The organism is Pseudomonas syringae group sp. 247E2, assembly GCF_032587795.1.
Lineage (GTDB): Bacteria > Pseudomonadota > Gammaproteobacteria > Pseudomonadales > Pseudomonadaceae > Aquipseudomonas > Aquipseudomonas amygdali.
The window spans coordinates 88,644-102,048 of record NZ_JAWHPK010000026.1 but is presented as its reverse complement, the minus strand read 5'-3'; the positions used below and the strand labels follow the sequence as shown (position 1 = coordinate 102,048).

16 protein-coding genes are annotated in these 13,405 nt (G+C 57.1%); 10 read left to right on the top strand and 6 right to left on the bottom strand.

Annotated features, from left to right (window positions below):
• The first annotated feature begins 19 nt into the window (after positions 1–19).
• Positions 20–1,429: an MFS transporter gene (locus RYC18_RS22585; protein WP_004664422.1), complete on the top strand. Its 1,410-nt coding sequence runs from the start codon at positions 20–22 to the stop codon at positions 1,427–1,429.
• 78 nt (positions 1,430–1,507) lie between these two features.
• Here RYC18_RS22585 and RYC18_RS22580 read toward each other — a convergent pair whose 3' ends face one another.
• The 4 genes from RYC18_RS22580 to flgA form a co-directional block, all read right to left on the bottom strand.
• Complete coding sequence (locus RYC18_RS22580) at positions 1,508–2,254, bottom strand: flagellar brake protein (protein ID WP_005759338.1); 747 nt, start codon at positions 2,252–2,254, stop codon at positions 1,508–1,510.
• An 82-nt stretch (positions 2,255–2,336) separates the two neighbouring features.
• On the bottom strand, positions 2,337–2,804 hold the full coding sequence (locus RYC18_RS22575) for a flagella synthesis protein FlgN (RefSeq protein ID WP_002554325.1): 468 nt from the start codon (positions 2,802–2,804) through the stop codon (positions 2,337–2,339).
• 49 nt (positions 2,805–2,853) lie between these two features.
• Complete coding sequence (gene flgM / locus RYC18_RS22570) at positions 2,854–3,168, bottom strand: flagellar biosynthesis anti-sigma factor FlgM (protein ID WP_004664423.1); 315 nt, start codon at positions 3,166–3,168, stop codon at positions 2,854–2,856.
• A gap of 161 nt (positions 3,169–3,329) precedes the next feature.
• Entirely contained in the window at positions 3,330–4,088 is a 759-nt protein-coding gene (gene flgA / locus RYC18_RS22565; RefSeq protein ID WP_016981585.1) for a flagellar basal body P-ring formation chaperone FlgA, read from the bottom strand.
• A gap of 78 nt (positions 4,089–4,166) precedes the next feature.
• On the opposite strand from flgA, the gene RYC18_RS22560 reads away from it, so the two are divergent.
• Together RYC18_RS22560 and cheR are read left to right on the top strand one after the other, a co-directional pair.
• Positions 4,167–5,093, top strand: coding sequence for a chemotaxis protein CheV (locus tag RYC18_RS22560; protein WP_004658711.1), 927 nt, complete (start codon positions 4,167–4,169; stop codon positions 5,091–5,093).
• A gap of 51 nt (positions 5,094–5,144) precedes the next feature.
• Positions 5,145–5,972 (top strand): protein-glutamate O-methyltransferase CheR, encoded by an 828-nt coding sequence (gene cheR / locus RYC18_RS22555; protein WP_004658712.1) that lies wholly within the window; start codon positions 5,145–5,147, stop codon positions 5,970–5,972.
• A 92-nt stretch (positions 5,973–6,064) separates the two neighbouring features.
• Here cheR and cynR read toward each other — a convergent pair whose 3' ends face one another.
• Positions 6,065–6,976, bottom strand: coding sequence for a transcriptional regulator CynR (gene cynR, locus RYC18_RS22550; RefSeq protein ID WP_316886869.1), 912 nt, complete (start codon positions 6,974–6,976; stop codon positions 6,065–6,067).
• Positions 6,977–7,049: 73 nt separating this feature from the next.
• Between cynR and cynS the strand changes: the two genes are divergently transcribed.
• The 7 genes from cynS (at position 7,050) to RYC18_RS22515 (ending at position 13,136) form a co-directional block, all read left to right on the top strand.
• Positions 7,050–7,517 (top strand): cyanase, encoded by a 468-nt coding sequence (cynS, locus tag RYC18_RS22545; protein WP_004658714.1) that lies wholly within the window; start codon positions 7,050–7,052, stop codon positions 7,515–7,517.
• Between the two features lie 10 nt (positions 7,518–7,527).
• Positions 7,528–8,001: a DUF1348 family protein gene (locus RYC18_RS22540; RefSeq protein WP_003370064.1), complete on the top strand. Its 474-nt coding sequence runs from the start codon at positions 7,528–7,530 to the stop codon at positions 7,999–8,001.
• A 279-nt stretch (positions 8,002–8,280) separates the two neighbouring features.
• Positions 8,281–8,688, top strand: coding sequence for a flagellar basal body rod protein FlgB (gene flgB, locus RYC18_RS22535; RefSeq protein WP_002554317.1), 408 nt, complete (start codon positions 8,281–8,283; stop codon positions 8,686–8,688).
• A gap of 3 nt (positions 8,689–8,691) precedes the next feature.
• The gene (gene flgC, locus RYC18_RS22530; RefSeq protein ID WP_002554316.1) at positions 8,692–9,132 is read left to right on the top strand and encodes a flagellar basal body rod protein FlgC; all 441 of its coding nucleotides are present in this window, start codon (positions 8,692–8,694) and stop codon (positions 9,130–9,132) included.
• A gap of 15 nt (positions 9,133–9,147) precedes the next feature.
• Positions 9,148–9,834: a flagellar hook assembly protein FlgD gene (gene flgD / locus RYC18_RS22525; RefSeq protein WP_316886868.1), complete on the top strand. Its 687-nt coding sequence runs from the start codon at positions 9,148–9,150 to the stop codon at positions 9,832–9,834.
• A gap of 25 nt (positions 9,835–9,859) precedes the next feature.
• A complete protein-coding gene (gene flgE, locus RYC18_RS22520; RefSeq protein ID WP_004664434.1) occupies positions 9,860–11,185 on the top strand; it encodes a flagellar hook protein FlgE in 1,326 nt (441 codons plus the stop codon).
• Positions 11,186–11,375: 190 nt separating this feature from the next.
• Positions 11,376–13,136 (top strand): flagellar hook-basal body complex protein, encoded by a 1,761-nt coding sequence (locus RYC18_RS22515; RefSeq protein WP_316886867.1) that lies wholly within the window; start codon positions 11,376–11,378, stop codon positions 13,134–13,136.
• Here RYC18_RS22515 and RYC18_RS22510 read toward each other — a convergent pair whose 3' ends face one another.
• Positions 13,137–13,328 (bottom strand): hypothetical protein, encoded by a 192-nt coding sequence (locus RYC18_RS22510; RefSeq protein WP_005754776.1) that lies wholly within the window; start codon positions 13,326–13,328, stop codon positions 13,137–13,139. It abuts the gene before it with no gap.
• Positions 13,329–13,405: the final 77 nt, after the last annotated feature.

Sequence of the window (13,405 nt, the reverse complement as noted above, 5' to 3'; positions counted from 1 at the left end):
CCCTATTTTTGGAAAGTTGATGCGCCAAATCTGGAAGTCCTTTCGAGCGCTTTATTTTGCCTCGTTGATGATGTTGATCGGCTCAGGTCTGCTGAGCACTTATCTGGCCCTGCGCTTGGCGGCCGATCAGGTCGACAGTCTGTGGGTCGGTGCGCTGATGGCCGCCAACTATTTCGGTCTGGTCCTGGGGGGCAAGATCGGTCACCGTCTGATCGGCCGTGTCGGTCATATTCGGGCCTATGCCACCTGCGCCGGTATCGTTGGTGCTGCGGTGCTCGGGCATGGCCTGATCAGTTGGTTGCCCGCCTGGCTGGTGCTGCGGGTGATTGTCGGCCTTGGCATGATGTGCCAATACATGGTCATCGAGAGCTGGCTGAACGAGCAGGCCGCCGCCAAACAGCGCGGCATGGTGTTCAGCGGTTACATGATTGCGTCCTATCTGGGCCTGGTGCTGGGGCAACTGGTACTGGTGGTCCACCCGCAACTGGGCCCTGAGCTGCTGATGCTGGTGGCATTGTGCTTCGCGCTGTGTCTTGTGCCGGTCGCCATGACCCGGGCAATTCACCCCGCACCGTTGCACCCGGCACCGCTGGAGCCGCTCTTCTTCATGAAGCGTGTGCCGCAGTCGCTGACGGCGGTGTTGGGTGCCGGGCTAATCATCGGTTCGTTCTACGGTCTGGCACCGGTTTACGCCGCCGAACAGGGGCTGTCCACCGAGCAGGTCGGTCTGTTCATGGGCTGCTGCATTCTGGCCGGGTTCCTGGTGCAGTGGCCATTGGGTCTGCTTTCCGACCGCTATGACCGATCCGTACTGATGCGCATCTTTGCCGCTGCACTGGTGGTGGCGTCATTGCCGCTGGCGGTGTTTCCGAGTGTGCCGGTCGAAGTCCTGTTCGGCGTCGGCTTTCTCGCCTCGCTGATGCAGTTCTGCCTCTATCCACTGGCGGTGGCATTTGCCAATGACCACGTCGAGGCCGAGCGCCGGGTGTCGCTGACGGCCATGTTGCTGATGACCTATGGCATCGGCGCGAGTATCGGCCCGTTGGCTGCCGGCGTGGTCATGAAGCTGTTTGGCGGCCACATGCTGTATGCGTTCGTCTGTGGTGCCGGGGTGATTCTGGTGCTGCTGATCAGACCCAAGGCCGTTACCCATTTGCATCAGGTCGAAAACGCACCGCTGCATCACGTCGCCATGCCGGACAGCATGTCCAGTTCGCCCCTGGTGGTTGCACTGGACCCGCGTGTCGATGAGCAGGTGGTTCAGGAGCAGATGCAGACCACCGTCGAGCCGGAGTCCGAACCTGAGTCTGAAGTGGTGGCCGACGCCGACGCAGAAACCGAGGCACAGGCCGAGCCGGTCGCGGGCACGGAAACAGCCGAAGCTGAAGAGCACGAACGCGAGCGTGAAAGCGAGACCTGGAAGGCTTGAGTGTAGCGGGGGGCAGAGCAGGGGATTACGGTGTGATTGCGGCAGGTTGCCGCAATCACCAGCAAGCAGAAGCGGGGATCAGAAGTCGTCGTCTTTGTCGAAGCGGCGAGCTTCACGCTGCAACTGGTAGACGAAACGCTCAACCTGACGCTGCACAAGCCCACTCATGTTGTGGAAGCGCACGCCGGCAAAGGTGGTGTGAAATCTTTCTTCGAAGTGCAGATAACGCAGCTCTACGGGGGCTGTCATTGCTCCGAATGGCAACTTCGCAATAAAGCGTTCGTATACCTGGCCCAACTGCATGCGCTCGGACACATCGCCTTCAAAGCGCAGTTTGCAACCGGTTGCAGAGATGTCCAGCAGTTTGCCGGTCAGAGGGGATTTCAAACGGTCGCCGCCGATCTCGATGTCGACCAGCTGTGCCAGCTTCAGCGCTGCACGAAATGCGTTGCGCCGCTGGTGGTAAATCACTTCTTCAGGCATCGGTCCGCGGTACAGGCGCTGCCCGTCGGTATCGACAATCTCCATCTGAGACGAGCTTTCCCAGGCGATACGCACGCCGTCGTGAAAACCTTCGACGCGGAAAGATTCGCCATTACTTAAAAAGCGTTCGCCATCACGGGGGATCATTTCGTCGAGCGCCATGACGTTGCTGTCACGGTCGACTTCAAGCAGGTAGCTCTGAAAGCGTTGAGCACGCTCATGGAAGGTAATGATCAGAGGATCATGACTCTCGAGTAGCAACCGCAGGTTAGCGGCAATTTCCAAAGGTGTGTTGAGGACCTTCGGGGGCTGCGGAGCATCGTCCGCGCTTGAGCCATTCACGTTCTTGAATCTCCAGGCAAAATACTACGGCAACGCAACAACAGGCATTCTGCCACTACGCACGAAACCTTGATACAGGAAGTTACGCCTGACTCAGAGGGCGTGGTTTTGCTCTAAGCGCAGTTGACCCGCGACTGTCATAGAGCGTGGGCGTCTCACCGCCGTTCAGTATGCGAAGTTGATGAGCGGTGCTGATCTGTTGCAGCTGGATCAGACTACCATTCTGCTCGTTCAGCGTCTGGCATTCATTGATCAACGCATTCAGTTCGTCACCGGCCATCAGCAATTGCTCGCCGACATCCGACTGGCTGGCCAGTTGCTGGAGACCACTGCGATTGGCTGGCAGCCCCATGCCCGCAAGCACCTGGCTACGTTTGCGCCCATGTTGATCGAGAAGAATGACCAGCGCCTGTTTCTGCGCCAGCACCTGCTCCATCTCGCCCATGTCGCGGCCGTGAAGAATCAGGGATTCGGCCTGCAGCAGCTCTAGAAGCTGTCGGGCCGAAACCATGTCGTCAGTGATCATCTGCAACAAAGTAGTGTCTTGCATCGCATGCTCTGGTTTTTAAGCGTCCAGAATATCCAGCGCCAGCCTTGGCTTAGCGTTGGGTTTCGAAATTCAACAGCTTGCTGGCGACACGGTTGCTGTCCACTGTGTAACTACCGTCGGCGATGGCCTGCTTGAGCTCGGCAACGCGAGCACTATTGACGGTTGGCAGATCGGTCAGCTTGTCCGTGATTTTCTGCAACTGTTGAGCCTCACTGCTCAAAGAAAAAGTTTCCCCGGTGCTTTTGATACCTGCGGTGGCTGCAGGAGCTGTCGCATCGGTTTTGACGGTGTCTTTACTGGCACTGGTACGTGTTGTACCGGCAACAGACTGTGAATTGTTAAGGCGACTGAAATCTATGACCATGATTGAAAAAACCTCTGGGTGTTTGGACGCTTGCCTTGTTTTCGGCCAACCCCTATCAAACTTTAGGCCGATTGTGAGAAAGCTTCCCAATAGACGCTTTTCACCGTCGGATATTCCCCGCAGTCTAAAAAAAACACACCCTCTGCGCCAGCATCAATGCATTACATGGCCACTTCCACCTGCCCTGGGCCGGTGACATTCGCTTTGATCACCCGCTGGGAATTAAGGTTTTTCACCCGTATCTGTTCGTTGAAACCGCCGTCGGACATCGCTTCGCCGGGCATGCGCACCGCTAGCGAACCGCTGCGGGCGATGATGATCACCTGGTCGCCCTTGTGAATCATTTGTGGCTGTTCCAGCGCCACCGGGGTAACGACCTGGTCGATGACCATTTGTCGGACAACCTTCTGACCGACTGCCTGATCAAGGGAGGCCAGGAATCCCTGGCCCAGGCTGCTCACGTCGCGCTCACGCAGCGCAACGTCTTGTTCAGTAACGATGGCGTCGCGTTTTAACGGGCGCATCACGGTTACGACGTTGCGATATAGCAGCACCTGGGCTGGCACAAACACTGTCCAGGGCGAAGAACCTTCGCAGCGTACCCGCACCGTAACCCGGCCGACCGGGCGCGGGCTTTCCAGTGTGGCTGTCAAATCCTTGTCACAGGCACCCATCCGTAAACGCGGGTCGAGCTGCTTGACCTGTATGTCATGACGCCCGTCAATCTGGTTGGTTGCCAAATAGTCTTCTACTGTGAACTCAAGAAACCCTTGGGTGACGCCGATAAGCTGTTCAGGCAGTGTGAAATTCTCTGCGCGAGCAAGGCTCACCGTGCCACAAAGGCACAGCAGAGCGATTGCGCACAGAAGCCTGCGGGTTTCTAATGCGAGGTGTCGAGAAATTGTCGTCTTTGCGTTCATGAGGTAATAAATAGCAAAGCCCGTGCCGCTTGTTGATCTGGTGTCTGGGCGGCGGTCATTTTGGTAAGGGGGTTCGGCATGGCAGGTGTAATGGATTCGGTAAACCAGCGAACTCAGCTGGTGGGTCAGAATCGCCTGGAGCTGCTCTTGTTCCGTCTCGACGGCAAGCAGCTCTACGGGATCAACGTCTTCAAGGTAAAAGAAGTACTGCAATGCCCGAAACTCACCATCATGCCCAAATCGAGCAAGATCGTCCGGGGTGTGGCCAATATTCGTGGCGGTACGATCCCGATCATGGATCTGGCGATGGCGACGGGTTCCACGGGCATGATTTCGTTGGTCAATTCCTTCGTCATCATTACTGAGTACAACACCAAGGTTCAGGGGTTTCTGGTGCATTCTGTAGAACGCATCGTCAACATGAACTGGGAAGAGATTCATCCACCACCCAAGGGGACCGGGCGCGATCATTACCTGACCGCCGTCACCCGGGTTGATAACCAACTGGTGGAAATCATCGACGTCGAGAAAATTCTCGCCGAAGTCGCGCCAGTGTCCGAAGAAATCTCGGTCGGTGTCATTGACGCCGAGGTTCAGCACAAGGCTGTCTCCATGCGCGTGCTGACGGTCGATGACTCGTCGGTGGCCCGCAAGCAAGTGAGCCGCTGCCTGGAAACCGTCGGGGTGGAGGTGGTCGCGCTCAACGATGGTCGTCAGGCGCTGGACTACCTGCTCAAGATGGTCGCAGAAGGCAAAAAGCCTGAAGAAGAGTTCCTGATGATGATCTCCGATATTGAAATGCCGGAGATGGATGGCTATACCCTTACCGCAGCAATACGTAATGATCCACGCATGCAGAAGATGCACATCACCTTGCATACCTCGTTGTCAGGGGTATTCAACCAGGCGATGGTCAAGAAAGTCGGCGCGGATGACTTTCTCGCGAAATTCCGGCCTGATGATCTGGCGGCCAGGGTCGTTGCGCGGATCAATGCAGCAGAATAACCAGCCGGGGGCGTCGTCCCCGGTGATTCACATGATTTGAGAGGCGGCACCTTGTCTACGGGTAATTTGGATTTTGATCAGTTCCGGGTATTTCTGGAAAAAGCCTGTGGCATCTTGCTTGGGGAAAACAAGCAGTATCTGGTGTCCAGCCGCCTCAACAAACTGATGGAGCAGCAAAGCATCAAGTCGCTTGGCGAGTTGGTTCAGCGCATCCAGACCCAGCCGCGCAGCGGGTTGCGCGAACAGGTTGTCGATGCGATGACCACCAACGAAACCCTGTGGTTTCGCGATACCTATCCGTTCGAAGTGCTGAAGAACAAAGTGCTGCCCGAGCAGATCAAGGCCAGCCCTGGTCAGCGACTGCGCATCTGGTCGGCGGCCTGTTCATCGGGCCAGGAACCGTACTCACTGTCGATGTCGATCGATGAGTTCGAGCGCGCCAATCAGGGCCAGCTCAAATCGGGCGTGCAGATTGTTGCCACCGATTTGTCTGGTGCAATGCTCAACAACTGCAAGACTGGCGAGTACGACAGCCTGGCTATCGGCCGCGGCTTGTCGCCGGATCGTCTACAGCGCTTTTTTGACGTGAAAAGTCCGGGTCGCTGGGTCGTCAAAACGCCGATCAAGAGCCGTGTGGAGTTCCGCTCGTTCAACCTGCTCGACAGCTACGCTGCGCTGGGCAAGTTCGACATCGTGTTCTGCCGCAACGTACTCATCTACTTCTCCGCCGAAGTGAAGAAAGACATCCTGCTGCGCATCCACGGTACGCTCAAGCCAGGCGGTTACCTGTTTCTGGGGGCTTCCGAAGCGCTCAATGGTTTGCCGGATCACTATCAGATGGTTCAGTGCAGCCCCGGGATCATCTATAAGGCCAAGTGACGGTCTGTCAGTTGCCTGCGATGAAAAAAGAGACCTTCGGGTCTCTTTTTTTGTGCGCGGCTGAAAACAGCTTCGATCGTCTGCCGATCGGTTCATGTTTGCGTACTGTTACTCACCAGTTTGGCAAAAGCGTTGGCGGCGGCGCTCTGGTAGCCGTTTTTACGCCGCAGCAGCGCAACCGTCCGCCCAGGCAGGGCAGGGGTCGTCTGAACTTCGCGCAACCCGGGCTGCTCGCGAACGATGGCATCGGGAAGAATGGTCGCCATACGCCCCTGGGCAACGACCTTGAGCAAAATGGCGATCGAGTTCGCCTCCAGGCCGACCGCAGGCTTGAAATTCTGCGTCTGGCACCAAGCATCCAGCAGTTGGCGAGTGGCGAATCCGGGGGCGAGCAAGGCAAAGCGAAGCGTTTGCAGGTCCTCAAGTGTCAGCGCGGTCTGTTTTTCGGGGGCAGACTTGGCCATGACCAGGCACAGTTGTTCATCGAACAGAGGCTGGCTGTCTATCTCGACAGCATGACTGCCGGCAAAACCAATGGCCAGATCGAGCGCGTCATTGATCAATGCCTCGGTGATCTGCTCCAGAGGCAGCTCTGTGAGGATGATTGCCACGCCGGGGTACAGCGCGCTGAAGCGGTCGATCAGCGGCGCTATCAGGTATTCACTGAAGGTTGGCGTGACGCCGAGGCGCAATTGTCCGCGTGACAGATCGCTGACATCGTTGAGCGCACGCTTCCCGGCCTCCAGCTCAAGCAGGCAGCGACGCGCGTGGTCCAGATACACGCGGCCAGCATCGGTCGGCACGACGCTGCGGCGGGTGCGGTCGAACAGTTGTACACCCAGGCTGCTTTCCAGTTGCCTGATCTGTTGCGATAACGCCGGTTGCGAGACATGCAGGGCCTCGGCCGCCCGGGTGAAATTGCCGTGGTCGGCGACCGCCAGCAAATAACGTATATGGCGTAACAGCACGGCATCACCATAAGGCAGGATTATGGCGATGATCATAAATCAGTCTTGGATCTTATGGTGATAGTTGCTGATGCTGTGATTGATGTGCATTCATTCCGGAGGGTTACCTATGCCGCACAGCAACATTTCCAGAGCGCCGCGCCAGAATCTGACTGAACGTGTGCTGCAGGCCAAGACCGCAAAGAACCTGACGTGGGCAGGGCTTGCAGAGGGTACGGGGTTGAGCGTGGTGTATGTCACGGCTGCATTGCTCGGTCAGCACCCATTGCCGGAAGCGGTGGCCGAAGTGGTCGCCGAGCGTCTCGGGCTGGACAGGGATGCGGTCGCCGAACTGCAAACCATCCCGTTGCGCGGCAATGTCGAAGACGTTTCCAGTGACCCGACTATCTATCGCTTCCACGAAATGGTTCAGGTTTACGGCACTACGCTGAAGGCATTGGTGCATGAGCAGTTCGGCGACGGCATCATCAGCGCAATCAACTTCAAGCTCGACATCAAGAAAGTCGAAGATCCGGAAGGGGGTGAGCGAGCCGTGATAACCCTTGATGGAAAATTTCTGCCCTACAAACCGTTCTGAGGACGCTGAGATGAGTGATAAAGGAAGACCGCCATTTCCACCCTTTACCCTGGAGACGGCTGTCCAGAAAGTCCGTGGCGCCGAGGATGGCTGGAACTCTCGCGATGCAGCGAAAGTTGCGCTGGCCTACACCGAAGACACGTATTGGCGTAACCGCAGCGAGTTCATCAATGGTCGTGCAGAAGCTCAAGCCTTTCTGGAGCGCAAGTGGCGCAAGGAACTGGACTATCGGCTGATCAAGGAGCTCTGGGCATTTACCGATAACCGCATTGCCGTGCGCTATGCCTATGAATGGCATGACGACTCTGGCAACTGGTTCCGTTCGTATGGCAACGAAAACTGGGAGTTCGCTGCAAACGGCCTCATGCAGCGGCGCTTTGCCTGCATCAACGATTTGCCGATCGCCGAGTCCGAGCGCAAATACCATTGGCCACTGGGGCGCCGACCTGATGACCACCCTGGGTTGAGTGAGCTTGGCCTCTGATTCAGTCGTCAAAGAGACCTTCGGGTCTCTTTTTTATTGGGTGTCCGAATGAGGCAGTAATGAAGTGCCGCCATTGTCAGGCGGCAAGCCGATACTGGCAAAAAAACGGCACCCCTCTTGCCGCTTTCTTCTCCCACAGCGGAAATGCCTTGCCGCTTTTCTGGCATCGCTGCCTCGCCGCTGGCTCCGGCCCCCGCAATCATTGGCTTTTGCAACATGGCACGCTGATTGCTTTGTCAGTAACAACAGAATCAGGTCAACCGGCAAAGGTTTCCCGAAATGAGCATCAGCTTCGATAAAGCGCTAGGCATACATGAAAAGGCTCTGAACTTCCGGGCTCAGCGTGCAGAGGTGTTGGCCAACAACATCTCCAACGCCGATACCCCGAACTTCAAGGCTCGCGATCTGGACTTCTCGTCGGTGCTGGCTGCCGAAAACGACAAGGTGCAGAACGGTCATTTCGCGCTGAACAAGACCAACAGCCGCCATATCGAAGCCGAAGGCATGGGCAATGATGACGGGACGCTGCTGTATCGCACCCCGTCGCAGCCTTCGCTGGACCAGAACACCGTCGATTCCCAGGTCGAGCAGGCCAGCTACACCGAGAACGCCATGGGCTTTCAGGCCAGCTTCACATTGCTCAACAGCAAGTTCAAGGGGCTGGTTGCAGCCCTTCGCGGAGAATAATTCATGTCACTAGCCAATGTGTTCAACATTGCCGGTAGCGCCATGAGTGCCCAGACCACGCGTCTGAACACTACGGCCAGTAACATCGCCAACGCCGAGACCGTGTCTTCGAGCATGGACCAGACCTACCGCGCCCGTCACCCGGTGTTTGCCACCGTGATGCAGGGTCAGCAGTCCACAGGTGGTTCGTTGTTCCAGGATCAGGGCGAAGCCGGGCAGGGCGTTCAGGTCAACGGCATCATCGAAGACAGCTCGAACCTGGAAGCACGTTACGAGCCCAATCATCCTTCCGCTGACAAGGACGGGTATGTCTACTACCCCAACGTCAATGTCGTTGAAGAAATGGCCGACATGATTTCTGCCAGCCGGTCTTTCCAGACCAACGCCGAAATCATGAACACCGCTAAATCCATGATGCAGAAGGTTCTGACCCTCGGTCAGTGATAGAAGGCGAACGTTATGGCCGATAACACCACAGCAAGCAGCGTCTCATCGACGTTCTTGAACACACTGCAGAATCCGACGCCGACCGCGACGAATTCCACCGGTACGCTAGGCAAGGACGCGTTCCTGCAGCTGCTCGTGACGCAGATGAAAAACCAGAACCCGCTGGACCCACAGGACAACACTCAGTTCGTGGCCCAACTGGCGCAGTTCAGCAGCCTTGAAAGCATGCAGAACCTGACGTCGACGGTTGACACGATTGCAACCAGTTACAAGTCGTCTCAGGCGTTGCAGGCATCGTCGCTGGTAGGTCGCTCGGTGATCATCGATTCGAGCTCCACCACCGTGGATGCCACCAAGGGTATGACCGGTTCGATCGTTATTCCGAGCGCCACTACGGCGACAAGTATCAAGGTTTACGATTCGCAATCGAATCTGGTCGACACCGTCGAGCTGGGCGCGCAGAAAGTCGGCACCACCAGCTTTTCCTGGGACGGTACGGACAGCGACGGTACAGCGCTTGCGTCGGGCAACTACACCTTCAAGGCTGAAGGCTCGGTTGACGGCAAGAACACACAGCTTTCGACTTACCTGCCTGCCACGGTCAACAGCGTCACGTTGGGTGTGAATGGTGCAGAAACAATGCTCAATCTGGCCAGCGGCAGTGTTGCCCTGTCCAAAGTTCAAACCATCGGATTGTAGAGCCTACCAGGCGCAGGAGTGAAACATGTCTTTCAATATCGGCCTTAGTGGGCTCTATGCTGCAAACAAAAGTCTCGACGTTACCGGCAACAACATTGCCAACGTTGCGACCACTGGCTTCAAATCGTCGCGCGCGGAGTTTGCCGATCAGTACGCTCAATCGATTCGCGGCACTTCCGGCCAGACCAATGTGGGCAGCGGCGTAACAACCGCAGCGGTTTCCCAGCAGTTCTCGCAGGGCAACCTGACTACCGGTACTGCCAACAGCCTCGACCTTGCCATCAACGGCAACGGTTTCTTCATGCTCAGCAATAACGGCGAGAAGCTGTACACCCGTGCCGGTGCATTCCACACCGACAAGGAAGGCTACGTCGTCAACAGCGGCGGTATGAAGTTGCAGGGTTACAACGTTGATGCCAACGGCAGTGTGGTAACCGGTGCATTGAGCGACCTGCGGGTGGATTCGTCCAACCTTCAGCCCAAGGCAACCACCGCCATTACCAACGTTGCCAACCTGAATTCGACCACTGCCTTGCCGTCGCTCACTACGTTCGACGCGACTGACACCAAGTCGTACAACATGAAGTACAGCACGCCGACCTATGACACTCAGGGTAACGCGCATACGCTGGATCAGTATTTCGTCAAGACCGGCACCAACACTTGGTCCATGTACTCGCTGATGGACGGTCGCAGCATTTCCGACCCGACCACTACTACGGCCGACAAGAACGACCTGACATTCGACTCATCGGGTAATCTGGTCGTCGCAGCGCCGGGCACCGTACCGACCGACAGTGCGAACATCAAGTTCAACACTGATGGCACCTTTACTGTCGCCAACTGGGTACCAGGTGTGCAATCCGGCACCGGCACGACCACCAGCTGGGGCGCGAACGGTGCTACGGGTGCCTCCATCAAACTGAACATGGCCGGTATTACCCAGACCGCGTCGGTGTCGGGCCTGATTACTCAGGATCAGGACGGTTACGCCACTGGCCAGCTCAGTGCGATGAGCGTTGATGCAACCGGCAACCTGTTCGCGACCTACACCAACGGCAAATCCCAAGTGATCGGGCAGACCTCGCTGACCAACTTTGCCAACGTGCAAGGCCTGGCGCAGGCAGGTGGCACCAACTGGCGTGAAACCTTCGCTTCGGGCGTACCGGTCAGCGGCACGCCGCAATCGGGCACCCTCGGCTACATCACTGGTCAGGCGCTGGAAGAGTCCAACGTCGATCTGACCATGGAGCTGGTCAACCTGATCAAGGCGCAGAGCAACTACCAGGCGAACGCCAAGACTATTTCCACTCAAAGCACCATCATGCAAACCACTATTCAGATGACTTGATAGTGTAGAGCGTTAAATAAAGCCCCTTTTCGAAGGGGCTTTTTTTTGGTTGTTTTTTACAAAGTGATGCACGCTCGAGTTTAATTAAACTTGCAGAAAGTTCAGTCAATGTACTTGGAAATCTCCTACGCGCGATGATGTGAGAATCAAAACTCCTCTATGAGTTGCCCTTTGGGGTAAAGGAGTTTTCATGTCGTTCAATACCGCGATCAGCGGCATTCATGCCGCGAACAAAAGGCTGGAGGTGGCCGGTAACAATATTGCCAACTCCGGCACTATCGGGTTCAAGTCGTCGCGTGCGCAGTTCTCGGCGCTGTATTCAGCCAGCCAGTTGGGCAGTGGTCGCAATGCTGTAGGTGATGGCGTACGTCTTGCTTCAATGCAGCAAAACTTCAATCAGGGCGAAAGCATGACCACGTCGGGTAATCCGCTCGACATGCGTATTCAGGGCAACGGCTTTTTTGTGGTGAGTGACGGTGGGTCTCTTGCCTATACCCGTGCCGGAGCGTTCCTCAAGGACGCGGCGAACTTCGTCGTCGACAGCGAGGGTGGACGATTGCAAGGCTATGCGGCAAACGAGCAGGGCGAGATCAAACGGGGATTGCGTACCGACTTGCAGATTTACACGTCGAATGTGTCTGCCAGAGCCACCACGCGGGTTGCCGAGAACATCAACCTGGACGCCTCGCTGCCTTCGCTCGCGCGGTTGCCGGTCTTCGATCCGGCCGATCCTGCGACCTACACGCGGGCCGTTGGCCGTACCATTCAGGACGCGGGGTCTGGAGCGGGGGCTACTGCTGTGCCCGCGTCGGATCATGAGCTCAAGCAGTATTTCGTCAAGACCGGCGACAGTCAGTGGTCCATGTATGTGCTGATCGATGGGCGCAATCCGGTGGATCCGAACAGCGTGGCGCCGTTGCACGTCACCCTTGAGCAAAGGCCAAACGGATCGTTGTCATACAGCGGCAATAGCCAGCACCTTCGTAAGGTCTCGGACACAGAATTTGCCCTGCAAGGCTGGCGGCCGGCTGAAGAGGTCGGTGGTGCCTGGGTCAGTAACGGCGCTGCCAATGGCGGCACAGTGTCGCTGCCGTTGAATAATGGACCGATCAGCATGCTTGACCCTGGTGATGCGTTGATGGATCGCCCGGTTCCGGCGTTCGATCCATCGGACCTGAAGACGTACAGCGATATGTTTGCCAATGCGATTTTCGACAGCCAGGGTAATCAGCACGAGCTGAAGCAGTATTTCGTGAAGGACGGCACCAACAGCTGGCGCATTCATGCGCTGATTGATGGCCGCAACCCGCAGATGCCTGATTCCACCGGCCCGCTGACGGCAAACATCGTGTTTGATTCTGGCGGCTGGGTACAGTCATTGACCGGCGGCCCTGGTTTTGCGAGTACCCATAGCAACGGTCTGCAACTAACCGGCTGGACACCGGCCATGCCTGCCGAGCGGGTCACAGGGCCAGAAAAATGGGTGCCCAACGGTGCGGCTGGCAGTGCGAAGGGCATTACGATCGACTTCACCAACCTGCTGCAGCACAACGCCGCCAGTTCTCGTTCTTCCACCCATGTTGATGGCCATGCGGCGGGGCAGTTGAGCAGCTTGAGCGTGGGGCGCGATGGCATCCTGCGTGCCGGGTTTACCAATGGCATGAACAAGAATATCGGTCAGGTGATACTCGCCAGCTTCGCCAATCCGCAGGGGTTGCAGGCGCGCAGTGATACGCGCTGGACCGAATCCGCCGACTCTGGCGTTGCCGATTACGATGTGCCGGGCGTCGGCACGCTGGGCAGCCTCATTGGCGACGGGCTGGAGGGGTCCAATGTCGTCCTGGCTGATGAACTGATTGCTCTCATCCAGGCGCAGACGGCTTATCAGGCCAACTCCAAAGCCATATCGACAGAGGCGACCGTGATGCAGACGCTGATTCAGTCGACCTGATCAGATTGAGCAGTCGGATTTGATGAAGTGACCTTTCAGCCGTGTCCAGCCAGGCCCGGGGCTGGTCTGGGCGCAGACAATCCGGCTGTCGCCCTGCCATTTGTAATAGTGGGCGGGGGCGGCCTGGGCGAGGAGGGCGAGGGTCATCAGGCTCGCGCTGGCGATGCCGGCAATGCACGCACGAAAAAGCATGAGGGTTCCCGTTCAGGGCTGCGGTGTCGGCAAGATTATCACTGTCGATCCGCTTGTCAGCCCATACCAATGAAGTT